Consider the following 25,736-nt stretch of genomic DNA (forward strand, 5'->3'; position numbering starts at 1 on the left):
AATTTACTTACATGGCGTATATTTAACGCCACCGCCCCGGCGGCACCGGGCATAAAAGGAAAACCATTTTGAAACCGATGCTCAAAAAAGATTTTTTTTCAGCTATTGAAAACCTTCTCAAAGCTGGCTTTCAACCTCGCTTTTACACTGTTAACAGTGGCCGAATCGGTCTCATTACATTCACTGATAAAAATGGAACAAAACAGGTTGAACAGGTTTATTCCTGCACTTCTTTAGCCGCCAATACTTTTGGAAAGCGCTTCACCACTTGGTTAGAAGAAATTTTTCAAAAGCATAATGAAGAAAAAGTAGCTGATTCCGGGTTCGAGGTTGGTAGCCGTGTCTGGGATAAATTGATGTATACGTTGCGCACCATTTCAGAAATTCGTGCCGGGGGGGTGCTGGTGCTGGATAACGGTGCACAGCGTACACTGGATGAAGTGCAAAAAACGGCACCTGAAACAAACCAGGTGGAGCCAAAGGAAATCTCTTCACTTCAGGAGCTGCTGAACGCTTCCAAAAATCTGGAGCCGACTTCGCCTGAGCTAATTGCGGCTCTTAATGAGGCTCTGTCAACCGCCATAAAACGGTGAATGCAACGGCAGTCTGGCACATCAGGCCTTGTCAGAGATTAGGCCTGAAAAGCACTTACGTACCGATATAACACCTAATTCCCCTCTAAGGAGATTGCCCTAAATGGCGATGAATAAAAAAGAACAAGCCGCGTATGATGAGCTGGTGGCACAGGCCAGAATAAACCGCGCTTTACGCTGGTCTGACTATGGCGTTGAACGCGATATGCCCGTACCAGAGGTCTCGGGGGAATACCAAAACGGCTGGAGCTTCAACACCGCCACTGGCACTGTTTATCCGACATGGAGCGGAACTACGGTTCACGGCACACGGGAAGAGGGAGAGGTTGTCGATGCAACCTCCCGCCGCATGCGAGGCATGAATGGTAGCCAGAACGGCATACCACAATACAGCACCAAAGAACGCGCCCTGAAGGCATTACGCTGTTCGCTTGAAATCAAGTTTGCCATGCAGCTGGATGCCATAGATAAAGCTATCGCAAAAGAAATAGAGCTGTCCACCGCTCGCCGGGAGAGCGATACATCAGATGCCTAGCGGTAAACCATCAATTCAGGCCCGTGATCAGAGGGGCCTTAACGCCCTGAAAGAGGCGGTTCCAGCGACGGCACAACTACAGATGCGGGTTACCCCTGAACGTAAACTGCGTTACGTCAATCAGGCAAAGGCCGAAGGTCTGGGTCTAACAGACTGGGTCCAAAAGCATATGGATAACGTGTGTGATCTGGCAGGCCAGCCTGAAATAACCATGTACAAAGATGATGGAGAAACAAGTGGCCAAAAATAACAACAGTCTCAAACAGCATGTCTTCAATATGCTGTCGGCTGGCAGCGAACTTAAAGAAGTGAAGCGTTTTCTCACCAGCAAGCGAGTTAAAGCCCGCCTGGCAGTGTCAATGATCCACGAGCAGGCGATTGCTGTGCAGAACACTGAATACCAGAATTATCCGGCTTATAGCTAACTGGTAACAACAATTACAGAGAGATACTTAAAATGAGCGTAAACCCAGAATACACCAGGGTTCAGCATGTCCAGATTATTCGCGAGCGAGATGGGCAGAAGGAAGTTGTTCGAGTCTATGATGAAGATGGCGACGTGGTTCTGTGTTTACCTGCCTACATTCAGGATGAGGAAATAAATCTTATTCTGCGCCGGTTGAATGACGTATATTCAGTCGGATATCGTGTAGGTGATGCAGCCCGCCGCCGCGCCATCAAAAAAGCGCTGGGGGATGATGAGGAGTAAGGCCATTTTTACTGGCAAGATATCTGTATACCGGAGTCTTTAGAGTACGTTCTAATGGCTCCGGATTATTAATACTGTTTTACTCATGCAATAAAAAGCAAACCAAAATTCTTTCGCTAATTCATTTTTAAATGCTCAAATCATTAAATGTAAGGAGCGTTATTTATCAATAGGTATGGCGTTCTTAATGGCTATTAAGCTAGTTCTGCTTTCGCTTGCTTCTGGAAATTAGGGAAACCTAATTTTACCCTATCAAAAAGTAACTTTTCTGGTTTTGTTGCATTCACGTAAACAAAAAAGTCCCGCCGGGCAGAAAAGAAAAACATCAAAAATAGCTATTTTCCCGAAAAGATCACGAACACTGAAAAAGTATCATGGGGAACCTGATCAGGAGACAACCCATGAAAATCAAACTAGCCCTGCTTATTGCATTTGCAGGTTTCAGCGCAGGAGCTTCCGCTGAAATCGCAGAATTCAGCTTTAAAGATACCCTGAACGTTAAAAAGACCGTATCGCCTGCATCCGTATGGATTAATCCGGTAACGAGCTTTGACGTTGCCGTTATTTCCGGTCTGGACCGTTATATTACGCTCAGTCTGCTGAAAAGTGACGGGAGCCTCATCTGGAGCACGAAAAGCAGCCTGGTTACCGTTGATGACCGTACCACATCTTCGACAGGCTTTGATTATTACGGCAAGACTCTGACCGTACCAGCGATGGGAGAAGATAGCTTCACCCTCAGAGAGGTGATTACCGACTTGCAAGGGAAGGAGGTCTCCCGGCAGGATTACCCGCTTGCAATTGACCGAACGCCTCCGGCAACGGGTACCATAAGTTATACGAGAAATGGGTGGAACTTTGGCAGCGAAGCGATCTTCACTTCAGTACCAGCCGGTATGCAGTACGCCAGCGTCCAGGCACTGGTCTTTAATGGACTGAGTGATAAAGGTTCCGGGCTTGCTAATGCTGAATATTTCATAACCGATGCCGCTGGAGTGGAGCGTAAAAAGCCAGCGGAAATTAATACAGTGGAAGGTAGCGTAACCGTTCAAGTCGCCGACGCAAGCAGCAATGCCCTGGCACCGGAAAACCGCTCTGAATATAAAGTGGGGATCTACCTTTATGACAAAGCGGGAAACAGGAGCGAACTAAGCCGCCGAAGCGTAATTGATCGGGTTAAGCCTGACGATATCATCCAGGTGCAGGACGCCACTACCGGATCATGGGTCTCCTATCAGTCTGGCATGACCGTCTTCCAGAACCCTATTTCCGTACGGGTATTAAGGAAGAAAAGTGACTTTACTGCTGTTAACGGTTCCAAATATGGCTGGGCGGACTCGAATTTCCAGACGTCCGATAGCACTTATAATATCTATACTTTCAAATACATATATCCAAATGTGGGGGATACTTATCATGAATTTCAGACTCTGGCGGGAGGAGTAAGACGAATTCATCATAACTCCCTCAACTTCACTCCAGCCCCGGCGATGGAAATAGCCCCGAAGATAGTGGCTAAAGAGATGTACCGGAGTGATACCAGTGAGTGGTTAACTCAGGCCTCAATCAGCGTTAAAACCGCCACCATTAGCCGCATAAAGGTAACCGCAGAACCCCGACCATACGTGCAAAAGTTCAGAACGGTAAAAAATGCAGCCTGGTTCTGCACTATTCCTGTCGGACAAAGTTCATGCGAGATGACGGTTAACTTCAACTACACCAGTGACAAAGGATTTGAGTATCTGCATCTTTACTCGGGAAAAGATGGTGACAGCATATTCGATGCGCTTGCTGGTAATTTTACGGTTATCTGGGATAACAACCCACCGGTGGTTAATGTCGCTCAGGTAAACAAGGCCTCCAAGACAATCACTATGACGGCCACCGATAATGATCGCGTCAACGCCTGGAACATCAGCTACTGGGATACCAAAGTTTTCGAAGCCACCCTTAAAAATGCCCGGGGGGAAACTTTCACCCTGAAGCCTGTGACTGTCAGTGAAAGCGATTATAAAACCAAAAACGCCACTTTCTCATACGCTGGTCTACCGGACGGGGATTATACGGTTGTTAGCGTGTCTGCCACGGATCTTGTTGGAAACACAGGAACCAAAACGCTTAATGCACCGCTGAAAATTGACTCAACGCTTCCGGTTATTGCGTTCAGCTTTAATGGCGCAGACGCAGAAGGAAAACTGGTTAAAGGGCTTGAGAACCTACGCATAAGCGTTACTGATGCCTCTGGGGATGCTTCCCTGATATCGCTTCAGCTCGCTGGTGGACCTAACTCTGAAAAGGTCACCCTTGCATTCACGCCGCTATCCAAGGATGTCTTTATTCCTGAATACCCCAGAATCTTCCCCAATACTGACGAATCGGGACAGATGTATCATCTGGAGGCTCTGGCTATTGACGAATCAGGTAACCGGACCACTAAAACGCTTAATTTTACCTACCAGCCAGCTAACCTGATTATGCTGGATAATCTCAAGACGCTGGCCACAGCCGTAGCACTGAAAGCAACGGACAACACGCCGCTGGCCATCATCCGAACCAGTGTGTTGCGTCGTCAGGACGGTTCTATCATTACCGGACAGTTAAACGGAACCCTGACTGTTCAGAAAAACGCCCAGTTCGGCGTTACGGTTGCCGGAGTTACGGTCCAGCCTGGTGAAACTAAATCGCTGTCACTGGATCTTGGTAATGGTGAAGAGCGCACATATCCCGTTACTCCCGCTGTAAGTGGTCAATCTGGCACGGCCACATTTACTATAGAATTCCCTCAAACATAAACCCTACACAAGGGTACGGTAGTATGCCGTACCCTGTTACGCCATCCTCAATGTAAAATGTAGAGTTGAGCATGACTTAATTATTACTTTCTCATTAAGTGTCTCTTAAACTGCAAACGGGAAAGTAATATTCCCGAGACGGGAAGGACTCCTTCCTTTTGGTTATAATCTATGATGCTAAACTGTGTAATTACACCGGAACAATGTCCTCGTTTAAATCGCTGGCACCAGTACATGATTTATCCATGAATGCTTTTTGATGCAATTTTACTTCAGAATGCTCTTAATTTTTTAAACAAATTATATTTGAATCCTTCGTGTATAAATTTGCAGCCCCTCTCTCAATGTTTTTTTAAAATATTTACTCTCAGGTTATTAGCCAGTAGATTCATTCTGTCATGATTACTCCAGAACTAACCGGAGGAATCACATTATGACCAAATATTATGATCGCAGTGGAATTGAAATCTCCAGCGCAAAAATCCGCTGTGTTGATTCTGTAAAAGGTACTGCGGAATATACTTTTCGTATTGTTTGCGATAAATGCAATGGGCGGGGAGAGCGTAAGCATTTTTATAGAAGTCGCTGTATGGCTTGTAAAGCCACGGGTTACAGCCTCGAAACGACCCGTACTGCTTACACGCTGAATGCGCTGTACCGCATTAATGCGCAAGCTGCCCGCAAAGTGTCAGCATCCCTGCAAGACGAGCGTTTAAGGACTGAAAGCGCCCACAGTTCTGCGTTCACAGCATGGTGCAGGTCTCATCAAAAAATGGTTGATGCAATCACCCAACAATCCAGTAGTAATAATTTTCTGGAAAGCCTTAAGTCTTCTTTAACCCACCAGCGTCAGTTAAGTGATAAGCAGCTGGCAGTTGCCGCCCGCATTTTAGGTATTCATTAATTCAAAGCCCTTTTAATTTAATTTTAAGGTCAATTATTACGGAGGAACTATGATCCATTCATTTAAAGACAGACGGCTTGAAAAGTTCTTCCGTAATGGAAAAACAACGGCAGGTATTCCTTCTGAAATTATTAACGCGATTCTGTGTCGACTTGAAACGCTGGATAATGTCCAGAGTGAGCGGGAGTTATTATCCAACAGCTTGCGTTATGAACGCTTAAGAATGACGTCAAACCGTTATTCCTCCATTCGAGTAAACTCTAAGTATCGATTATTCTTTGAATGGAATGATGGCGCACATAATGTTCATTTGTCTGCACATGACTATAAATCGCTCATCCATTAAGGTTAAAAATGAAGCTATTTTCAATTTCATCCCGGGATACAAGCATGGACGCGATGTTTTATATCCAGGCCAGTACTAAACAACAGGCAAGTTACATATTTAGTACCCTTTCCCCGAAGCCTACTGCGAACTGCCAGCTTACAGATTTGCAGAATGAGACGGTCGTCCCTTCCATAAGCCCTATTTCGCTTTCACTTAACCCCTGGTCGATCAATTCCCAGTCCCGAACCCGGGAACTGCGTATGGCCACGCATGGTCTTAACCTGATCTGTGCAGTCACGGATGAGCATACCCGTCAGATAGTTGACTTTTGCGATAACCTTGGACAGCAGCTTAAGGATCCGGACGACAAAAGCGCCTGGGTTAAGCTCATTAATTCTGAATGCGCTTTGCTTAATTCTCCGCGTCTCTATCCCGTTCTGCTTGAGCCGGATACACCGGCACAATTTGAAATCTTTGTGCCAGCTCCGGAAGATGGAGAACACGACACGGTCATAGCCAGCGTTGTTAAAGAATGTTTCGGAGATGAATGCCGGTACAGAGTAACGGACAAAGCTTTTGCAATGTCGGAAAAGCCAGTCATCAGGCTGGAAGCTCATTTCAATGACAAACGCGAAAAGGTTTTAGAACTGACCTTTTCCTGTTTCAATCTTTCACTCTCAGCGTCCGTGCATGAAAACCAGCTACGTCAGATTTTGTTACTTTGCGAAGACTTTGGCGTAAGGCTTCAGGGTAGAGCAGGGGCATCCTGCCACGTTAATATGCGCAGTGCTTACCGTCGTCTTGCTCATGTTGGCACCGGCTCTCGCCCAGGTGATGACAGTGATGTGCGGGTCTATACCTCGTTAAAAGAAGAAAAAGATGTTAAGAGGCTGCTTGATAAGTCAACCAGGGGAAGTGAGCTTGTACCGGCGAGGCACGGGCAGCAGTTTAACGGGGTCTTAGTGAATGCCACACCCGCATCGGCCACTACTGGTTTCATTTACCTTTCGCATGATTTTCCGGAAGGCCAGTTTATGATGACAGCCGAGGTGTTGCATGTTGGAATTACACCAGGCGGTATTTACTACATTGAAACACTGGACGGTTACCGGTTTATCGTGACAGCGTTTGAGAAGGGATTAATGAACGGTTTGAGGGAGTTTATAGCTGCAAATGAGGAATATTTTAAGTATTACCGCTGGTCTTAGTATCTGAGCTGAAACCGGTAGGCCAGGGAAGGCAACCGGGAAAATGCAATTTAACCTGATCCTATACCTACGACTATCTTTATCCACTTATAATAGCCTCACCAAATTATAATGCCCGATCACCGCATTTGCTTAAACCTCACATATTCTTCTTATGCTTCCCCTGATAATCTACGACCGAAAGACAAAGGAAAGTGAATACGAAATAAGATTTATGAGCACATAAAAGTTACTTTTCCTTGGTGGCACATCACAAACATTGTGGGTTTCATAATCCTTTTTGTTATTTAAAAAGGATGTGTTCAATTCTAATTAAAGGTGGTATTTTTTTTGAAAGTTTGCTGGGAGGTTATTAGCTGGGGGGATGGGTAACAGTATAATAAGTACAGATGAAAAGGAGGTTTTATGAAAGCGTTAGACGTGGTTTCAACTCAACTCAACTTTATTAATCTGTTGGATCAGGCAGGATATGCTCTTTCAGAAATTGTTGTAAAACGCTTCAGTGCTGCACCAGCCTTTAACGAAGGGCACTGGTTGTTCATTGCAGAGCAGGATAACCGCTACATTGAAGTGGTCTGTATTCTCTCTTTAGCTTCAGAAAGCGGAGAGCAGCATATTGATGTTTTTATTAATATGTTCGAAGACCCGATTGATGATGTTATTTCACGAAACATTGAAACCAAAACCTTTGCGACGCTTTATAAATACATTGAACGTATACCTTTTACTCCGGGTGTAAAGAAAGAATTCTTGAGCAGTATTGAGAACATCAATTTTAGTTAATCAAAAACCACAACTTTTTGCCACCAAGTTATTAGGTAATGCTATCAACCTGATATAATTACCTTAACATGAATATGAGCGGAGCCGGGTTATGTCTAATAATACTGAAGTCATTAGCTGTGATTTATTTTCAACTCTATCTTCACTTAATTTTAGCACCGAGGATATTACAGGTTTGACTCCGGCCAACTTTCGAAAGGGAGCTTTCTTACATGCAAAAATTTCTGCTAGCCAGGCCACGCGAGCGACTGATATTTCCATTCAATTACTCACGGATCGTGTTTCAGGTGAAATGAACTACGTAATAGTAATTGGCAGGCACGAAGGACTCCTGCAAAGCGAAGCAATTGACCCAAACGCTGATAAGCAATACCGGGAAAACCGTTATTCTCGCCATTTTATCTCAGTAACCGATGCCAATACCAAAGCCCTGAAAAAAACCTGCAAGGTAATGAAAACATATATCAAAGAGCAGGCATTTAAGCCTAACACCTGGGGGCACAGTTTCATTAAGGGTTGATTTATTCTTGCCCCGGTGAGCCGGGGCAACGCTAAATTAACCTCAAACTGTGCTGGAGGCACAAATGTCTGAAAAACACTTTATCGTTAAAATCCAGAACCGAAACGGCGACCATGAGAATAGCTATGTTCGGTTACTCGTCAGCGATTGTGAGAAAAATGCTTGCCAGACGGCACTCATTTCAGAGTGCCATGGCGAGCTTGAACAGCTGAGTTTTGAAGACGGTGGGGTTTACGACTACAACGGCGAAAATCACTACAGTGTCAGGAGCTGCGTGGAGGTTGCTCCAGAAGACGTTGCAACTTTGCAACGCTTCCTTTAACACCTGCGACATTTGATTAAATATCGGGCGTCCGCTACAGGATGCCCGTGATTTAAACGATTCCTCAAAGATCGCTGTCACTCCTGATAACTGTATTAAGAGCAGGTTTGTGATAGGTTCAGCGTAACAACATTACTGGAATTTTGGTTGCCTTGATGAAGAGCTGCTTTTCTGATTTACCCGTTAAAGACGGCACGTCCGGAACCTGGAAACTGGACACATTCGAAATTACCGCAGATAAGGCGATGAGCCTCGCCCTTCGTGCCGAGTATACAGGTAATACAGACGAGTTTATCCCGCCCGGTAGATATCGGCGTTTGTCCAACGGCTGGGATGTGGTGATGTCCAATACCCCGATGGAGATCAGAACCTGCCAGGATTTTTTAGAGCGAGCCACCGGGCGCGTGCTCATTAATGGTCTTGGTCTGGGGATGGTGCTTCACGCCATTCTTCAAAAAGAAGATGTAACCCATGTAACAGTAATTGAAAAAGAACAGGACGTTATTAACCTCGTTGCGGCCTCGTTTGCAAACGATCCTCGCGTTGAAATTATCCATGCTGATGCAATGATGTATTGCCCACCAGCAGGCGTCACGTACAACGCATGCTGGCACGACATATGGCCAGACTTCGCAACAGCTAACCTCTCACAGATGGATAAGCTGGAAATTAAGTACCGGGACATCTGTGAATGGCAGGGCTCGTGGGGCAGGGAGGAGTGTGAGCAAAAGCACATTGAGTTTCAAAATCTTGGGGCTGATTGAGTACAACTTTTGAAGGTGTCTCCGCTAAAGAAGACTGGGTCTCTTTGCGCATGCCCAGCTGTGCTGCATGACCTGACAAAGCCTATAAATAAACAGATCGGTTTGATTTAGTAATCCCCCTTCCAACCATCAGGCCGATATTTAAACTGCATCTCCATTAAGGATGGCTGATGAGCACGATTTCTACGGATTTAATTGCACGGATCTACGCAGCCTCCGAATTGCCGTTGAGCAACGACGAGCTTTATCGCGAAGTGCAGCGTGAAACTGGCATGTCGGATGCCGAATTGCACGAACTGAAAGAATTTGGGTCAGATAAAACCAGAACCAGCGGCGTCAAACACAAAGTACGCTGGTTTCAGCAGACTCTTCGGCAGGCCGGAGTCATCGAACGCGTTCCAGAAAAACGGGGCGTCTGGAGATACTCCTCTAAGACGAAAACAAACCTACACGAGTCATGGGAAAAGCTCTGTGTTGTCGGTTTCTCAACTTCTCTTGGGGCATCGGTTTTTGGAAACGCCTATGCCTTCTTCAGCAATATCACAGAGCAAATTCATCTTTGCCTGACCTCGCCGCCTTACCTCCTTCGAAATTCAAGAGACTACGGGCATGGCGGGGGGCGTGGCGAGCAGGTTTATATTGACTGGCTTCTGCGTATCCTCGAACCGATCGTGAAACAGCTTGTACCCGGCGCAAGTGTGGCATTGAATATCACTCAAGATAGCTTTAATAGGGGCAGGCCTTCACGTTCTCTGTATCTGGAGCGTCTGACACTGGCATTATGTGACAAGCTGGGGCTTGAGCTCATGGACAGGCTTCAGTGGGTGAATCGCAGTAAGCCCCCATCGCCAACGCACTGGGCATGTAAGCAACGAGTGCAGCTCTGCTCATCGTATGAGCCTGTGCTGTGGTTTACCAATGATGCGAGTAAGGTTCGTTCAAACAACTTACGTGTACTGCAACCGCATTCAGAGCAGCATCTTAAATTGCAGGCAGCAGGCGGTGAAAATCGCACGACCTTTTATGGTGATGGGGCGTACCAGCTTAAAAGCGGATCCTTTGGAAATAAAACAGAAGGAACGATCCCCAAAAATACTTTGTTTTACGGCAATAGCTGCGCTGATACGAGATTTTGCCATTCCATTGCCCGCGAGCTAGGTTTTCCGCTGCATGGTGCAACGTCTCCTACCAGGCTTGCAGCGTTTCTGATTGAGTTTTTGACAGAGCCGGGAGATCTTGTTGTAGATCCCTTCGCTGGCCTGCATAAAGTTCCCATCGCAGCCGAGCGACTTGGCAGACGTTGGCTGGCGACGGACAAAATCATGGAATGGCTGGCGATTTCCCGAAACCTTTTTACGGCCGCACCGGGATATAAGAGTAACCCCATGCTGGACGAGCTCGCCGAACTGTATCGGGCTTAATGCAAGTTAACGGTTTTGATAAAGTGGTTTGAAGCGACAAGCGGTTTATTCATTTTGCATTGTTTCTACCATAAAATGACAATATTAACGGCTTAGCATACGCCGCAGAGATAATTAGGGTGCCATTCATTTCCGGTTGTCTGTATTAACGAGTGTATTCAATATTCACTTGTTTCTCCGATATAGACCCAACAAAAAAAACTGATGGTTGTGATACAGAACTTGTTGAATTAACATCCGGTACATTAACTATATTGGTAATTTAGACGGTTTCTAAATTAAAGGTGGACAGATATGAAGTCAGATACAGAAATGGTTTCTCCTATCGAGTTGCACATTGGCGATCATGTCCAGCGGCATGGTGCTTTATTTGAGGTTATGCATATTGTTGAATCCGAATGCGATATTCCCGGCGGCATCCGGGTAGCAGCATGCATTTCACGGGTTATCGGTGACGTTACGGGCAATATTCCTCGTGGTTGGCTGGAAACACCGAAGCGTATGGCTGAGCGAGGAGTTAAGTGGGCGACGAGTCTGCCTGAGGGGCTTTACTTTAACATCCAGGGGAACGCACATGCGAAAGTAAGCCGGGTTATTCGTAATGTGACTAATTGAAACTTTTTTCTGAATTGCGGTGTAAAAGTTACTTTTCACCGCATCGTTTTCCCTAACTACTAAATCAGAGCTTCTCTGAAATAAGCGGATTTAACCGCTAGCGATTTATTCAGGCCATTTTATTCTAATCATTATCCTACACTTCAAAAATATTCATTATTTTTTCTTCTGACCTATTAGCCAGAATTCTCGATTCGGTATCATTTACTTACGGTAAATCTTTTGAAAACGAGGTAAATGGCATGCATTCTCAGGATCCTATCACGAAATTAACCCAGACGTTGCAACGCGACGATGGTTCTCAGGTTCGTATTGTAGCGCAGCGGGGATATGGAAGTGGGCTTACAGCCTCGCTTGATGTGTACGTTCTCCGTCGTGATTCCTCTGAAAGCAACTGGTCACTGTGCGGAAAAGATCCTCACCCAGAGTGGAGAAAGATGTCAGTAGATGAGTATCAGAAATTTGGACGCTCTGAAATGCTGCGTTATGCCACACCAGGTGAAATTCTCAGGGTGGCATCCGCTATTGGCCAGCCAATGAGCTTCCTCGATGGCAACCCTGCGTTTTAGCCCGAACCCTGGCGACGCCTTTTAAACCGGCGTCATTCTTTTTACGAGCAACAGACGGAGAAAAAATGAATCTGAACGAACGAAGCACGAGCGCAGCAACGCCAGATTTGAGCCGACTTTATCTCATTTCCGGGCGCATTATGTTTGATGATGATGATCAGGCCTACCTGGTCGAAGCCGACTCCCCTGGTGATGCAGAGGAGGCTTTCCGGCATCATATTGCTGACAGTGCCGACGACTTAGAAAAGGTGATTATAGTTTCCTCTACAAGTTTCGCTTCAGCTCACAGCAGTCGCGTAATTTGTCGGCCTGCCGTGAAGTAATTTCAACTTCCAATGATATTTCCCTCTTTATAAAAGCCGCCGTCTGGCGGTTTTTATTTGCAAAAATGAATATTAATCCTGAATGATATTAATTTAAGATGAGGTAGTGTTCATATTCTTCTTCTTAATATTTTTTCTAAAAAAACGCCTTCAGGTTATTAGTTGGTATTAGTGTATTTGTTATGATCTTCTCATCAAATACATTAATTAAATAATCAAGGAGTCAACTGTGGCAGATAATTATACTCAGGCGTCGTTTATTATTCCCTGCACTCAGGAGCAGGCAAAAATGGCACAAGAAGCAATCACATTCGTTACCGAAGCAGAAATTGCAGAAGGTGAGCGTTTGCTTGATAAGCCACTGACAGATTGTTCTCTGACTGAGAAGCTGATCCTCAGTATTATCGAGAACCACCCTGAGTATGACCCTTCTGAGCCGAGCTTTGGGCAACCATCCTGCCCAGACTGCAATTATGAACTGTTGTTCGCAACAGAAGTTACCAGCAGTGGGCTGGCAGTTTTTCATGGAGAGACCATTGATCTTGACCATGCAATTTGCCTCACAACTGCCGTGCTGTCGGTATTCGACCTCTCGGAAATGGTAACAATTACTGCTGCATTTACATGCAGTAAAAGCCGGACAGATGAATTTGGGGGTATGACTATTCTGGTCACAAAGGATACCCACTATTACCAGGATGGCTGTCAGTTTTCTCGTCTCATGAATGAGGCTCACAAAGCCGGTATCCAGTATGCTCTGTGTAAAGTGACGCATTACCACGGTGAGAGCAGCTATGTGGCAAGCTATGTCCTGAGCTGCGACGTAGCGGATTCAGCCCAGGAGGTCGTTAACAAACGACTGAAGGCATGTGCCGGAAAAGAGCCAGAAGACGGAATCTATATTCTGTGTGAAGAAGACAACACTAGTCTTTCGGTCGAACTCGTTACAGAACTGTCTCCGCTCGATTACGACAAGCTGAGCAAGCTTCTCCCTTCCCTTGACACCCTTTGCGGCGCTTAAGCCTGCCAATTACCGTAGCCACCGGTTTCCCCGGTGGCCTGGAGCCTGCCATGACCAATAAATTCATAGTTTCTACCGTTGATTGTATCAATGAATTTGCAAGTGACGTTCCGCAGAGTGTTTCCTTACGGATAGATACAATGCTTGAACAGCGTATCCGCAAATTGGCGGCATACGTGAAAGAAAACGATCTTCATTTAACTGAGTTTTACTTCTATGAGGCTTTGTTGAATAAATCGAACTTTTGCTGAGTTGAAGGATCAGATCACGCATCTTCCCGACAACGCAGACCGTTCCGTGGCAAAGCAAAAGTTCAAAATCACCAACTGGCCCACCTACAATAAAGCCCTCATCAACCGTGGCTCCATAACTTTCTGGCTGGATGATGAAGCTATTCAGGCCTGGTATGAGTCGGCAACGCCTTCATCACGGGGAAGACCTCAGCGCTATTCTGACCTTGCCATCACGACTGTGCTGGTCATTAAACGCGTATTCAGGCTGACCCTGCGCGCTGCGCAGGGCTTTATTGATTCCATTTTTTCTCTGATGAACGTTCCGCTACGCTGCCCGGATTACAGCTGTGTCAGCAGGCGGGCAAAGTCGGTTAATGTCAGTTTCAAAACGCCCACCCGGGGTGAAATCGCACACCTGGTAATTGATTCCACCGGGCTGAAGGTCTTCGGTGAAGGCGAGTGGAAAGTCAAAAAGCATGGCCAGGAACGCCGCCGTATCTGGCGTAAGCTGCATCTCGCCGTTGACAGTAAAACACATGAAATCATCTGCGCTGACCTGTCGCTGAACAACGTTACGGACTCAGAGGCCTTCCCCGGGTTAATCCGGCAAACCCACCGGAAAATCAGGTCAGCCGCCGCCGATGGCGCTTACGATACCCGGCTATGTCACGATGAACTGCGGCGTAAGAAAATCAGCGCGCTTATCCCGCCCCGAAAAGGTGCGGGTTACTGGCCCGGTGAATATGCAGACCGTAACCGTGCTGTTGCGAATCAGCGGCTGACCGGGAGTAATGCGCGGTGGAAATGGACAACAGATTACAATCGTCGCTCGATAGCGGAAACGGCGATGTACCGGGTAAAACAGCTGTTCGGGGGTTCACTGACGCTGCGTGACTACGATGGTCAGGTTGCGGAGGCTATGGCCCTGGTACGAGCGCTGAACAAAATGACGAAAGCAGGTATGCCTGAAAGCGTGCGTATTGCCTGAAAACACAACCCGCTACGGGGGAGACTTACCCGAAATCTGATTTATTCAACAAAGCCTCTTTTCTTTTAAAAATAAATTATTCAGATTTATTTTCTATTGATTTAATGAGGTAGGGAATGACAGAAAGTGCTTTGCTTTTGCGAGAGGCATTTAATGAATCGGTTAACTATATGACATGGTCTTTTTATTCACTGATAACTGCTTACGTTTCGATGGCTTTTTATGATAGAGTTGAGGTTAAGACCCGAATAAATAATTATCTGAATAAGTTACTTTTCGTGATTGCTATGTCCGTTTTTATCCCAAATATGTACTTTGTTTCAATGGTGTTCAGTCAGAAGTTAGGCACCGCAGCTGGCGTTGCGTCATTCATTATTGGGCTACTTTTCATGATGTTAAACTCGGCACCTGTAATTACTGGTATCGTACAGCAGCGCAAAGATTGAGTTTTATGAGTATAGTCAGTTGGGTTTTCATCTGTTTTATCAGACTTAGAAAAATGAAATCTTTCAATTCATTGATTTTAAACGCAAAAAAATTTCTAAATGATCAGAATTATAGGGTGCTCATTTTGCACAGCAGTAGGGGTTGACCATTCAATGGAAACGCTCCTTCGAACTGACCCGGAGAAATACGGTTATCAGGCTGGCCTGAGTCGTCTTCAGCGATTTCTTTCTAAGATCCAGTACGACTGGAGCCTGCGGGATTATATCGGTCGTAAAGTGTTCGAAGGCGGATATGTGCGTCTTCAACCCAATATCTTTTCTTCGTCCCTGACTGAACGTCTTTTTCATGCCTGTTGCAGCCTTGATTATGTTGAAGCAAGACGTGCGGCAGAGCATCGCAGAAAGCTACTTTCCGGCGAGGTTGACGATACGGCTTATAACCGTCGTATGGCTGAGCCACAATTTCGGCTTGTACAGGAAGCAAACGTGATCCACGTTGATTTCCTCTGGTCGTTGCACTGTTTCAACCCTCGCCCGTTTCGGGCAATTGAGATCTATCGCAGGGTCTGGGAAGAGGCCGATCTGGACCTTCTTGAGGATGAGCCTGACATGCAGCCTGTGCCCCGTACACCAATGCCAGCTCCACTCTGGATGAAACTGCCCGGAGGCCGGTTCGGTACAGCTTATGATGGACTGACTGATACGTTGCCGCTGATGACCTATTTTGACGGGCAGGCTGACCCCAGGGCTTCACGTAGCCTAAAGACCGGAGAGAGCAGTTCTGTCGTCGTGGCATTCGAGGAAGAGGATGAGCTGACTGTTGAAGAAGATACGGCGTCCTGGATTATCTGGCATGAATACGACGGGTTACGCCAGCGCATCGCTGACGGTGAGTTTACTCCAACGACTGCTGCTCAGTATCTTCTTCGTTATGGCGCGGTCCGAATTTCAAAAGGCAAGGGCGCTGTCTATCATCGTCTCGCACAGCGGGGACAAACCTTTTCCCGCCTGGGGATAGGCGACAGAGTGTCGCTTCCAGAGCTGGTTGCCAGTCGGCGTTTTAAAATACTCAGTGATTCTGCATACCGTCAGGTTGTAGCCCGGAAATTGCGTGGACAGATAAAAAAGTTCAGATTCTGGGCATGCGTAGCTGCCTGTGTTCAGTTGCACGTACACAACAAGACGGCACTCGGAGAAAGAATTTTAACGTTACTCGAAGGTGAGAGGGAACAGCAACAAGGTGCGATCCAGGCGAAGCTGAAGGCGGGAATGATGGATGCAGTTCTAACTCTGTGTAACCAGCGACTCCGGGTGAAAGAAAATACTAACCAGCCAGAGGAGTTCCGCTATTACCGTGCCGTAAGAGCTCGTTTCATGCGCCATTTATCTGAATGCCTTAAGCCAGAAAATGGCGGCGTTATCCGTGACGTTATCTGGGAACTGAGGGTGCTGAGCAGTGCTCACGGTACGACCAAAACAGGTTTTTACTATGTCGATAGCAATCGCCCGACAGCGAAAGGACTGTTAAACCGCCTTCTGATGAGGATGGTCAAGCAGGTCGTATAAGCGTCTGAAACGCGAAACACACGAAAATGGAGGGGTTATACAAAAAAAACTTAGCTTTGATCGTGATGTAATGTGGACATCATGTCCAAGCGTTGCTGCATCCAGAAAAGTAACTTTAATCCTGTTGATACAGCCCTTGCATTACCTGTTTACGCATAGCGTGGAAACGTTCTAATTAAACCAGACGAATATAAATTTAAATTAATTCACTCACCCCCGGAATCGGGGAACTAAACAAAAGGATCATCAATGCAAAATCAAAATACACCCGCTCAGGAAAAACACACCGTATACCTTTTTAATGCCGAACATGCTGACAAGACAGCCGCCAAGCAAGCCGGGAAACTCTTCACGCTGGACATTGAACACCCAATGACCCTCAACGATCTCTCGCTGCTGTGTGAGTCGGTCGCGGACGCTGTGGGAGCACCTGGCGGAATTAAATATGAAATCACAACAGAGCCTAATGGGGTTCAGGAGGAATACTGAATCAGTGTGGTGTGAGTCCATTTTAATTTGACGTTTCATGAGTTCTATCGAGAGGCTGAAGTATGACTTTGAAAATGGAAAGTTCCCGGACTTCCAAGCCTGAGGGGCCATTTGTATTAATCACTTTTGAGGGGGACGAATTTCTTTTTGATGACAGACATAATGTCGTCAAGATAAATGGCAGGCCTAAAAAAATGGATGTAAAGCGAAATTATTTTGAGTCCGATCTGGGAGAAGGGAAAGCGAAATACTGGACTTTAAATATCGAAGAGGCTCATCGGTTCAATTCGATTGATGAAGCGACAGAACAACTTTGTAAACTGAGTCGCCCTCATCTGATCAAAATTCGCAAAGTTGAGGGGGTATCTGAATGACCAAAGAGATGTTTTTACGCATTTTAAATGAGGCACAGGCTCGTGTGGATAACGATTCGCTTCCGCTTGATGTTCGTATCCGGTCACGCACCACGGTAAATGATTGCGTCATCCGGGCAGATAAAGAGGGGTGGCCTATTGAGTATAAACAGAAGGTCTGGGTAGATGCAGTCAGTGGCTGTTATCTTTAGCGGTTACTTAAGCCAGTTCCTGTGCCCGTGAGCTTAGTAAAGGCGGAAAATGATATGGTCAAGGTGATAAATATCAACGGGAATTTAGTTGAATTACCTGAGCCCTCAGCAAAGTTATCCAAAGCTGAATCACCTGATGGTAGGTTCTCAAAACCTAAAAATAAGATCTCTAAAATACAGCGAGCTGAGCTGCGAATGAAATTTGGGGGGCGTTGTGCCTATTGTGGTTGCAAGCTTCCTGAAAAAGGGTGGCATGCCGATCATGTTGAGCCTGTTCGACGCGACTTTGAACTGGTGAGAGCCCCTGTCGGCAGCGGCGTAACTCATGTTGCCCGAAGTACGGGTAAGGTTATGCACCCTGAACTGCATGCTATAGAAAACTTATTTCCATCATGCGCCCCCTGCAACCTTTTTAAAGGAGCTTTTAGTGTTGAAGGAATGAGAAAAGAAATGGCACTGTTGCAAATAGTCGGTGGTGATAAACTTATCATCCCCTTTTGCTGATGGAGCTGCACATGAACCCATTCAAAGGCCGGCATTTTCAGCGTGACATCATTCTGTGGGCCGTACGCTGGTACTGCAAATACGGCATCAGTTACCGTGAGCTGCAGGAGATGCTGGCTGAACGCGGAGTGAATGTCGATCACTCCACGATTTACCGCTGGGTTCAGCGTTATGCGCCTGAAATGGAAAAACGGCTGCGCTGGTACTGGCGTAACCCTTCCGATCTTTGCCCGTGGCACATGGATGAAACCTACGTGAAGGTCAATGGCCGCTGGGCGTATCTGTACCGGGCCGTCGACAGCCGGGGCCGCACTGTCGATTTTTATCTCTCCTCCCGTCGTAACAGCAAAGCTGCATACCGGTTTCTGGGTAAAATCCTCAACAACGTGAAGAAGTGGCAGATCCCGCGATTCATCAACACGGATAAAGCGCCCGCCTATGGTCGCGCGCTTGCTCTGCTCAAACGCGAAGGCCGGTGCCCGTCTGACGTTGAACACCGACAGATTAAGTACCGGAACAACGTGATTGAATGCGATCATGGCAAACTGAAACGGATAATCGGCGCCACGCTGGGATTTAAATCCATGAAGACGGCTTACGCCACCATCAAAGGTATTGAGGTGATGCGTGCACTACGCAAAGGCCAGGCCTCAGCATTTTATTATGGTGATCCCCTGGGCGAAATGCGCCTGGTAAGCAGAGTTTTTGAAATGTAAGGCCTTTGAATAAGACAAAAGGCTGCCTCATCGCTAACTTTGCAACAGTGCCGCGCGACGAGCAGCAGCACCAGGAGCAGAAGCACGTCGAGAAAAAGCAACAGCAGATCGAGCAGCGCCCACGGCGGGCCGCTCGCATCGGATAAGTCGAAAAATCCGGCTAAAGTGGCCGAGCTGCACATCAGGCCGCGCGGTTTTCCTCCCTGATCGCCGGCGCGGTTTCTTCCTCCCTGAACCGCATGCAGACTTGCCGCCTCGGACACCCCGAGGCGGTTTTTTTTCGCCTCGCTCGAGCATCGCCGCATCCGACGATGCCGAGACGACCAGGCCGCGCACGTCGAGCTGCAGCATCGCCATTGCCGACGATGGCACCAGGTCGCCGGCGGTGGCCACCGACCTCGAGCTCGCATCGCCACATCCGACGATGCGCGCCGGCGTCGACCATCGCCAGGTCTGACGATGGCGGCCGCCCTGCCCTGGATCTCGCATCGCCATTTCTGGCGATGAGATCCACGGAGCGGCCATTTAGACCCGCCAATAACGACCCGGCCAAGATAAATCGCATGACGGCCTTTTTGGCCGGGGGTAGCTGTCGTTTTCAGAAGACGGCTGCACTGAACGTCAGAAGCCGACTGCACTATAGCAGCGGAGGGGTTGGATCCATCAGGCAACGACGGGCTGCTGCCGGCCATCAGCGGACGCAGGGAGGACTTTCCGCAACCGGCCGTTCGATGCGGCACCGATGGCCTTCGCGCAGGGGTAGTGAATCCGCCAGGATTGACTTGCGCTGCCCTACCTCTCACTAGTGAGGGGCGGCAGCGCATCAAGCGGTGAGCGCACTCCGGCACCGCCAACTTTCAGCACATGCGTGTAAATCATCGTCGTAGAGACGTCGGAATGGCCGAGCAGATCCTGCACGGTTCGAATGTCGTAACCGCTGCGGAGCAAGGCCGTCGCGAACGAGTGGCGGAGGGTGTGCGGTGTGGCGGGCTTCGTGATGCCTGCTTGTTCTACGGCACGTTTGAAGGCGCGCTGAAAGGTCTGGTCATACATGTGATGGCGACGCACGACACCGCTCCGTGGATCGGTCGAATGCGTGTGCTGCGCAAAAACCCAGAACCACGGCCAGGAATGCCCGGCGCGCGGATACTTCCGCTCAAGGGCGTCGGGAAGCGCAACGCCGCTGCGGCCCTCGGCCTGGTCCTTCAGCCACCATGCCCGTGCACGCGACAGCTGCTCGCGCAGGCTGGGTGCCAAGCTCTCGGGTAACATCAAGGCCCGATCCTTGGAGCCCTTGCCCTCCCGCACGATGATCGTGCCGTGATCGAAATCCAGATCCTTGACCCGCAGTTGCAAACCCTCACTGATCCGCATGCCCGTTCCATACAGAAGCTGGGCGAACAAACGATGCTCGCCTTCCAGAAAACCGAGGATGCGAACCACTTCATCCGGGGTCAGCACCACCGGCAAGCGCCGCGACGGCCGAGGTCTTCCGATCTCCTGAAGCCAGGGCAGATCCGTGCACAGCACCTTGCCGTAGAAGAACAGCAAGGCCGCCAATGCCTGACGATGCGTGGAGACCGAAACCTTGCGCTCGTTCGCCAGCCAGGACAGAAATGCCTCGACTTCGCTGCTGCCCAAGGTTGCCGGGTGACGCACACCGTGGAAACGGATGAAGGCACGAACCCAGTGGACATAAGCCTGTTCGGTTCGTAAGCTGTAATGCAAGTAGCGTATGCGCTCACGCAACTGGTCCAGAACCTTGACCGAACGCAGCGGTGGTAACGGCGCAGTGGCGGTTTTCATGGCTTGTTATGACTGTTTTTTTGTACAGTCTATGCCTCGGGCATCCAAGCAGCAAGCGCGTTACGCCGTGGGTCGATGTTTGATGTTATGGAGCAGCAACGATGTTACGCAGCAGGGCAGTCGCCCTAAAACAAAGTTAGGCCCGCACGGAATCAACATCTCATGTCCGCCAACAATGCCGCAATAGTTCTACGAGTCATGGCCGAGAACGATCTGCCAATGCTCCATGCTTGGCTGAACCGCCCCCACATAGTCGAGTGGTGGGGCGGCGAGGATGAACGCCCAACTCTTGACGAAGTCTTAGAACACTATTCGCCCGAAGTTCTGGCAAAGCAAGCTGTAGTGCCTTACATCGCAATGCTAGATGACGAACCCATCGGCTACGCCCAATCCTACATCGCACTTGGAAGTGGCGATGGATGGTGGGAAGACGAAACTGATCCAGGGGTCCGCGGGATTGACCAGTCTTTGGCTAATCCATCACAGTTAAACAAGGGGTTGGGTACAAAGCTCGTACGCTCGCTCGTTGAACTCCTGTTTAGCGACCCGGCCGTAACGAAAATCCAAACCGATCCATCTCCTAGCAACCATCGCGCCATTCGCTGCTACGAGAAGGCCGGGTTCGTTCAAGAAAAAAACATCCTCACACCTGACGGCCCTGCGGTGTACATGGTCCAAACACGCCAGGCGTTCGAAAGCCTGCGCACTGTTCAAAGCTTCAAAATCAAGGGGAAGTGGTCATGAATGGCTGCACCATCTCTACCAACTGGTATCTCGGCGTGTTCTCATCTGCCTTCGCATCTGTCGTCAGCCTAACCGGGCGTTCAACCGGACATCAACGTGCTGCGCACGTTGATGTCGGTTAACTGGGGCGTTATGCTCTGTGAGCCTGGTTATTGGCGAAGCGAAAGTATGACGATTTCAGCAATAAACGCAAAAGGATAAAAAAATGACATGGAGAACGACCAGAACACTTTTACAGCCTCAAAAGCTGGAGTTCAATGAGTTTGAGATTCTTAATCCCGTAGTTGAGGGCGCCCGAATTGTCGGCATTGGCGAGGGTGCTCACTTTGTCGCGGAGTTCTCACTGGCTAGAGCTAGTCTTATTCGCTATTTTGTCGAGAGGCATGATTTTAACCCACATTTCCCAAGTAAGGCGCTGATTTCGCTGTCCTGACCATTATATTTCCTATATAAAACATGGTGTTGAAGGCTGCGAGGGGCGCGTTTCATGGATCACCCAGAGGGTGCGGGCTTGCAACGGGCAGATCGGGTGGATTTCGACCCTCGCGTGCGGCTGGAATTTCGCGGCACGCAGCTCAGTTCCGACGGCGGCCTTCTGGTGATGCGCGAGCTTGATGACGCGCTCGGGTTGTCCGATTTGGCGTCAGCGGCGCTGCGCGATACTCGCTCTGGCAAGAACACGGTCCATCGGCTCGACGGCCTGTTCCGGCAATCAGTCTTTGGGCGGCTGGCCGGATACGAGGATGTCAACGACGCCAACCGTCTCGCCTGCGATCCGGTCATGCGCCAAGTTGTCGGCGGCAGAGCGGTCGATGCACAAGCGGCCTCGGCATCGCAGATGGGACGGTTCGAGACCGAGACGCTGGCTCTGGCCGGGAACCGTGCCGCGCTGGCCGACCTGAACGGGCAATGGATCGACCGGTTCCATGACCGTAACGGGCTGAAGTACATCGTTCTGGACATGGACAGCTCGGTCAGCCCGACCCATGGCGACCAGGAAGGGTCCGCCTGGAATGGCCATTTCGACTGTAGCTGCTATCACCCCAACTTTCTGTTCAACCAGTTCGGGATGCTGGAACGCTGCGCCCTGCGCCATGGCAACGTCCACAGCGCCGATGGCTGGCGTGATGTTCTCGACCCCGTAATTGCGCGCTACGCGGAGCGCGACCTTGGTGGCAGGTTCTTCCGGGCCGATGCTGCCTACGCGATCCCGGCGATCTATGAGCGATTGGAAGAAGCGCGGTTCTTCTACGCCATCCGGCTGCCCGCAAACGCGGTCCTCAAGGACAAGATCGCGCATCGGCTAACGCGCCCTGTCGGGCGGCCGTCACTGACCAAGGTCAAGCGGTTCTTCGAGGAATTCGAGTATCAGGCGGCGTCCTGGGACAAGGAACGCCGGGTGATCGCCAAGATCGAATGGCATCCGGGCGAACTGTTCCCGCGTGTCGGCTTCATCGTCACCAACCTGCCGATGGAGCCGGACTGGGTGGTGCGGTTCTACAACCAGCGCGGCACCGCCGAGCAGCACATCAAAGAGGGCAAATACGCCTTTCGCTGGACGCGGCTGTCGTGCCGGAAGTTCCGCGACAATGAGGTGCGGCTGCAACTGCACGCCCTGGCGTACAACCTGGCCACCTTCTTGCGCTGCATCGAGCTGCCCGAGGCCATGGCCGACTGGTCGTTGACCAGCCTGCAACTGAAGCTGATCAAGATCGGGGCACGTGTGGTCCGTCACGCCCGCACCATCACCTTCCAGCTGGCCGAGGTCGCTGTCACCGGCACGATGGTACGCGCCATCCTCGCCGCTATCCGCCGATTGCGAGCGCCACCGCTATGCGCATGATCGCGATCCACGCTCAAACTGAACGAAAGCGGCTGGACAGATCTGTCCGCTGCGCTGAAAAACGCCGCCCCTGGGCAAGGAAACAGCGGCTTCGCGGTCTGATCCGTCCAGATCCAGCAGTCTGCGCGACCGCAGGTGCCGCTTGCGGCAGAAAATCCTTGTCTAGCGCTCGGATACAGGCTATCTTCACCTCAAACGACACGCCACTTGGGGAATGCAGGATATAGAGGATGGCAGCGGAATGAACACAAGGGAAACAATTGCGGCGGACCTTTCACGGCTGGGTGTCCAATCCGGCGCTCTCGTCATGGTTCACGCATCGCTGAAGGCGATCGGCCCCGTCGATGGAGGCGCAGCATCGATAGTGTCTGCCCTGCTCGATGCCGTCGGCCCCACTGGAAGCTTGATGGGATACGCCTCGTGGGACCGGTCGCCTTACGAAGAAACGCTCAATGGCGCACGGATGGATGCGGAACTGCGCCACCGATGGCCGCCGTTCGATCCAGCCATATCAGGCACGTATCGCGGCTTCGGCCTGCTCAACCGGTTCCTCCTCCAGACACCCGGCGCCCGGCGCAGCGCGCACCCGGATGCCTCGATGGTCGCGGTAGGGCCTCTGGCCGGCACTCTGACGCGGCCTCACGAACTTGGGCAGGCTTTCGGACCTGGATCGCCGCTGGAGCGTTTCGTCGAGCGTGCCGGAAAGGTTCTGTTGCTCGGAGCCCCGCTCGATTCCGTTACCGTCCTGCACTACGCCGAGGCCATTGCCCGCATCCCGAACAAGCGACGCGTGAGCTACGAAATGCCGATCCGCAGCGAGGACGGCGGAGTGAGATGGAAACGCGCCGAGGATTTCGACTCCAACGGCATTCTCGATTGTTTCGCTATCGAAGGAGAGCCGGACGCCGTCGAGACAATTACCAATGCCTATGTGGAGCTGCGACGCCATCGGGAGGGCTTGGTCGGTCAGGCGCACTGCTACTTGTTCGAAGCGCGGGATATCGTTTCGTTCGGTGTCGACTATCTTCAACGGCACTTTGGCTCGCCCTGATCCGACGCATGGCATGCGGGATGCTCGCCCGCACCCTATCAACGACTATGTATCCAGGGTGCGCCCCGCCGAAAATACGGGCCCCGCGACACTGTGAACAGAAGCGCTTAACATCAAGGGGGACTCTATGTCTGCTACCGCAACCATGTTTGCCCAGTCGTTCTTCCATGGAACCAAAGCCGCTCTTGCACCCGGTGATCTGATCGCCGTCGGTTATCGATCGAATTTCACAGACGCGAAATCCCTGTCGTGGGTGTATTTTACAGGCACGCTCGATGCGGCGATCTGGGGCGCCGAATTGGCGGGTGGCAGCGGAACGGAACGAATTTATGTCGTCGAACCGACCGGCGCCATCGAGGAGGATCCGAACCTGACGGATAAGAAGTTCCCGGGTAACCCGACCCTGTCTTATCGCTCCCGCGATCCATTGCGCGTAATTGCTGAAGTGACGAAGTGGCAAGCACACACGGCCCAGCGGCTGCGGGAAATGAAGGAGGGCCTGGCGCGTCTGAACGCAGAAGGTGCCGAGATCATCGATTAACGTCGCCTGCCGGCAGTGCCATCATGGCGCATGGAACCGACTGTAGCCGATGACCGCACTGGTCTTTATTCGCGTCGCGGATGCCACAAATTGCTTAGCCCACTCGCCGCCTGGGGCCGATTTTCGCCCCTCGCCTTGAAGGGATTCCGAGTAGAATCCCGTGGCCATTGTTAATTAAGCAAGCGCGTTAATTAACAAATATGATCTCCGCATCGCAACCGTACCTCTCGGTCAGGTTAAACGTGTCCAGGCTGGCAAGCACTTCGGCGCTTTGCCAGTTCATGCTGGCAATCGTGCCTACGCAATGATGGGCGGCATCGTCGTGGGAACGGCGCTGACGATTCTCTTCCTACGGGCCCTCTATGTCGCCTGGTTCTGGATCCCGCGTGAAGTCGAGCAAACTGATTAATATGCACGACTTCGATCAGTTGGTGCCGTTAATTTCACCAAATGCGATATTCTGGTTCAATGACGGATCATTTTGTGGACTGAAGCAGATACGGCAAGCCTTTGAGGAAACCTGGAAAAAATTTCCTCTTGAAAATTATTGGTTAGAAAACCTGGAGTGGGTTGCCCAGTCGAAAGATTGTGCCGGATGCACCTATCACTTCCGGTGGAGGGCAATTTTAAATGGTAGCGCTCTGGAAGGCGGTGGGCGAGGAACAACTATCCTTCGTAGAGAAGCGAATGTCTGGAAGATCACTCACGAACATCTGAGCCAGTTCCCTAAACAAGACCCCAAGGGCCGACAGCTGCCGAGTAGATCGATCGGATTGCGCCAAAAGCGGTCATGAGAGAAATGCCGCGACCTCAATGGTCGCGGCTGGCAGTTATGCA

34 protein-coding genes and 1 pseudogene are annotated in these 25,736 nt (G+C 49.7%); 34 read left to right on the forward strand and 1 reads right to left on the reverse strand.

Going from position 1 to position 25,736, the window contains the following annotated elements:
• The first annotated feature begins 77 nt into the window (after positions 1-77).
• The 27 genes from O1722_RS23825 to O1722_RS23955 all read left to right on the forward strand — a co-directional run bounded on the left by O1722_RS23825 (position 78) and on the right by O1722_RS23955 (position 19,060).
• Positions 78-593, forward strand: a complete 516-nt coding sequence (locus O1722_RS23825; RefSeq protein ID WP_012695482.1) for a hypothetical protein — start codon at positions 78-80, stop codon at positions 591-593.
• A gap of 103 nt (positions 594-696) precedes the next feature.
• A complete protein-coding gene (locus O1722_RS23830) occupies positions 697-1,128 on the forward strand; it encodes a hypothetical protein (RefSeq protein WP_001251242.1) in 432 nt (143 codons plus the stop codon).
• A 221-nt stretch (positions 1,129-1,349) separates the two neighbouring features.
• A complete protein-coding gene (locus O1722_RS23835; RefSeq protein WP_012477421.1) occupies positions 1,350-1,553 on the forward strand; it encodes a hypothetical protein in 204 nt (67 codons plus the stop codon).
• A 32-nt stretch (positions 1,554-1,585) separates the two neighbouring features.
• Positions 1,586-1,837, forward strand: coding sequence for a hypothetical protein (locus O1722_RS23840; RefSeq protein WP_000115760.1), 252 nt, complete (start codon positions 1,586-1,588; stop codon positions 1,835-1,837).
• 401 nt (positions 1,838-2,238) lie between these two features.
• Positions 2,239-4,629 (forward strand): Ig-like domain-containing protein, encoded by a 2,391-nt coding sequence (locus tag O1722_RS23845; protein ID WP_000694552.1) that lies wholly within the window; start codon positions 2,239-2,241, stop codon positions 4,627-4,629.
• Between the two features lie 433 nt (positions 4,630-5,062).
• Positions 5,063-5,533: a hypothetical protein gene (locus O1722_RS23850; protein WP_000170639.1), complete on the forward strand. Its 471-nt coding sequence runs from the start codon at positions 5,063-5,065 to the stop codon at positions 5,531-5,533.
• Between the two features lie 49 nt (positions 5,534-5,582).
• A complete protein-coding gene (locus tag O1722_RS23855; protein ID WP_000581857.1) occupies positions 5,583-5,879 on the forward strand; it encodes a type II toxin-antitoxin system RelE/ParE family toxin in 297 nt (98 codons plus the stop codon).
• A gap of 44 nt (positions 5,880-5,923) precedes the next feature.
• Positions 5,924-7,069 (forward strand): hypothetical protein, encoded by a 1,146-nt coding sequence (locus O1722_RS23860; protein ID WP_000339750.1) that lies wholly within the window; start codon positions 5,924-5,926, stop codon positions 7,067-7,069.
• 405 nt (positions 7,070-7,474) lie between these two features.
• Positions 7,475-7,852 (forward strand): hypothetical protein, encoded by a 378-nt coding sequence (locus O1722_RS23865; protein WP_000645320.1) that lies wholly within the window; start codon positions 7,475-7,477, stop codon positions 7,850-7,852.
• Between the two features lie 91 nt (positions 7,853-7,943).
• On the forward strand, positions 7,944-8,372 hold the full coding sequence (locus O1722_RS23870) for a hypothetical protein (protein WP_000069824.1): 429 nt from the start codon (positions 7,944-7,946) through the stop codon (positions 8,370-8,372).
• Between the two features lie 64 nt (positions 8,373-8,436).
• Positions 8,437-8,694 carry a hypothetical protein gene (locus O1722_RS23875; RefSeq protein WP_001290639.1) on the forward strand — a complete coding sequence of 86 codons (258 nt, stop codon included), beginning with the start codon at positions 8,437-8,439 and terminating at the stop codon, positions 8,692-8,694.
• A 155-nt stretch (positions 8,695-8,849) separates the two neighbouring features.
• Entirely contained in the window at positions 8,850-9,458 is a 609-nt protein-coding gene (locus O1722_RS23880; protein WP_000833775.1) for a polyamine aminopropyltransferase, read from the forward strand.
• 170 nt (positions 9,459-9,628) lie between these two features.
• Complete coding sequence (locus O1722_RS23885; RefSeq protein ID WP_000104393.1) at positions 9,629-10,879, forward strand: site-specific DNA-methyltransferase; 1,251 nt, start codon at positions 9,629-9,631, stop codon at positions 10,877-10,879.
• Positions 10,880-11,173: 294 nt separating this feature from the next.
• The gene (locus O1722_RS23890; protein WP_000834113.1) at positions 11,174-11,494 is read left to right on the forward strand and encodes a hypothetical protein; all 321 of its coding nucleotides are present in this window, start codon (positions 11,174-11,176) and stop codon (positions 11,492-11,494) included.
• A gap of 242 nt (positions 11,495-11,736) precedes the next feature.
• On the forward strand, positions 11,737-12,063 hold the full coding sequence (locus O1722_RS23895) for a hypothetical protein (protein ID WP_000556022.1): 327 nt from the start codon (positions 11,737-11,739) through the stop codon (positions 12,061-12,063).
• 65 nt (positions 12,064-12,128) lie between these two features.
• Positions 12,129-12,386 (forward strand): hypothetical protein, encoded by a 258-nt coding sequence (locus tag O1722_RS23900; protein WP_001052325.1) that lies wholly within the window; start codon positions 12,129-12,131, stop codon positions 12,384-12,386.
• A gap of 229 nt (positions 12,387-12,615) precedes the next feature.
• Positions 12,616-13,407: a hypothetical protein gene (locus O1722_RS23905; RefSeq protein WP_000774871.1), complete on the forward strand. Its 792-nt coding sequence runs from the start codon at positions 12,616-12,618 to the stop codon at positions 13,405-13,407.
• Positions 13,408-13,457: 50 nt separating this feature from the next.
• A complete protein-coding gene (locus O1722_RS23910) occupies positions 13,458-13,658 on the forward strand; it encodes a hypothetical protein (protein ID WP_022646497.1) in 201 nt (66 codons plus the stop codon).
• 1 nt (position 13,659) lies between these two features.
• A complete protein-coding gene (locus O1722_RS23915; RefSeq protein ID WP_072223036.1) occupies positions 13,660-14,628 on the forward strand; it encodes an IS5-like element IS903B family transposase in 969 nt (322 codons plus the stop codon).
• Positions 14,629-14,744: 116 nt separating this feature from the next.
• Positions 14,745-15,074, forward strand: coding sequence for a hypothetical protein (locus tag O1722_RS23920; protein WP_000140246.1), 330 nt, complete (start codon positions 14,745-14,747; stop codon positions 15,072-15,074).
• Positions 15,075-15,227: 153 nt separating this feature from the next.
• A complete protein-coding gene (locus O1722_RS23925) occupies positions 15,228-16,640 on the forward strand; it encodes a hypothetical protein (RefSeq protein WP_022646499.1) in 1,413 nt (470 codons plus the stop codon).
• Positions 16,641-16,889: 249 nt separating this feature from the next.
• Positions 16,890-17,129, forward strand: coding sequence for a hypothetical protein (locus tag O1722_RS23930; RefSeq protein WP_001180999.1), 240 nt, complete (start codon positions 16,890-16,892; stop codon positions 17,127-17,129).
• 62 nt (positions 17,130-17,191) lie between these two features.
• Positions 17,192-17,503 (forward strand): hypothetical protein, encoded by a 312-nt coding sequence (locus O1722_RS23935; protein ID WP_000172888.1) that lies wholly within the window; start codon positions 17,192-17,194, stop codon positions 17,501-17,503.
• On the forward strand, positions 17,500-17,694 hold the full coding sequence (locus O1722_RS23940; RefSeq protein WP_000159617.1) for a hypothetical protein: 195 nt from the start codon (positions 17,500-17,502) through the stop codon (positions 17,692-17,694). Before O1722_RS23935 ends, O1722_RS23940 begins: the two co-directional genes overlap by 4 nt.
• A gap of 54 nt (positions 17,695-17,748) precedes the next feature.
• Complete coding sequence (locus tag O1722_RS23945; protein WP_000241453.1) at positions 17,749-18,198, forward strand: HNH endonuclease; 450 nt, start codon at positions 17,749-17,751, stop codon at positions 18,196-18,198.
• 11 nt (positions 18,199-18,209) lie between these two features.
• Positions 18,210-18,914, forward strand: coding sequence for an IS6-like element IS26 family transposase (locus tag O1722_RS23950; RefSeq protein WP_001067855.1), 705 nt, complete (start codon positions 18,210-18,212; stop codon positions 18,912-18,914).
• A 5-nt stretch (positions 18,915-18,919) separates the two neighbouring features.
• Positions 18,920-19,060, forward strand: coding sequence for a hypothetical protein (locus O1722_RS23955; RefSeq protein WP_001044210.1), 141 nt, complete (start codon positions 18,920-18,922; stop codon positions 19,058-19,060).
• A 646-nt stretch (positions 19,061-19,706) separates the two neighbouring features.
• On the opposite strand, the gene intI1 is transcribed toward O1722_RS23955, so the two are convergent.
• The gene (gene intI1 / locus O1722_RS23960) at positions 19,707-20,720 is read right to left on the reverse strand and encodes a class 1 integron integrase IntI1 (RefSeq protein WP_000845048.1); all 1,014 of its coding nucleotides are present in this window, start codon (positions 20,718-20,720) and stop codon (positions 19,707-19,709) included.
• 162 nt (positions 20,721-20,882) lie between these two features.
• On the opposite strand from intI1, the gene aac(6')-IIc reads away from it, so the two are divergent.
• From aac(6')-IIc to O1722_RS23995, 7 genes and pseudogenes are all read left to right on the forward strand, one after another.
• Entirely contained in the window at positions 20,883-21,464 is a 582-nt protein-coding gene (gene aac(6')-IIc / locus O1722_RS23965) for an aminoglycoside N-acetyltransferase AAC(6')-IIc (RefSeq protein WP_012695484.1), read from the forward strand.
• Positions 21,461-21,586: a hypothetical protein gene (locus tag O1722_RS23970; protein ID WP_022646489.1), complete on the forward strand. Its 126-nt coding sequence runs from the start codon at positions 21,461-21,463 to the stop codon at positions 21,584-21,586. Before aac(6')-IIc ends, O1722_RS23970 begins: the two co-directional genes overlap by 4 nt.
• 83 nt (positions 21,587-21,669) lie before the next feature.
• Positions 21,670-21,858: pseudogene (locus O1722_RS23975) on the forward strand (EreA family erythromycin esterase); the annotation flags it as partial.
• A gap of 93 nt (positions 21,859-21,951) precedes the next feature.
• Positions 21,952-23,307 (forward strand): IS1380-like element IS1247 family transposase, encoded by a 1,356-nt coding sequence (locus tag O1722_RS23980; RefSeq protein ID WP_006473457.1) that lies wholly within the window; start codon positions 21,952-21,954, stop codon positions 23,305-23,307.
• A 241-nt stretch (positions 23,308-23,548) separates the two neighbouring features.
• Positions 23,549-24,358 (forward strand): aminoglycoside N-acetyltransferase AAC(3)-IIg, encoded by an 810-nt coding sequence (aac(3)-IIg, locus tag O1722_RS23985; protein WP_012695485.1) that lies wholly within the window; start codon positions 23,549-23,551, stop codon positions 24,356-24,358.
• Between the two features lie 127 nt (positions 24,359-24,485).
• Positions 24,486-24,899: an NAD(+)--rifampin ADP-ribosyltransferase gene (arr, locus tag O1722_RS23990; protein ID WP_012695486.1), complete on the forward strand. Its 414-nt coding sequence runs from the start codon at positions 24,486-24,488 to the stop codon at positions 24,897-24,899.
• A gap of 386 nt (positions 24,900-25,285) precedes the next feature.
• Positions 25,286-25,693, forward strand: a complete 408-nt coding sequence (locus tag O1722_RS23995; protein WP_211989848.1) for a YybH family protein — start codon at positions 25,286-25,288, stop codon at positions 25,691-25,693.
• The last annotated feature ends 43 nt before the right edge of the window (positions 25,694-25,736 follow it).

The sequence above is a fragment of the Enterobacter cloacae complex sp. HYC003_NIDB genome, from assembly GCF_056673375.1.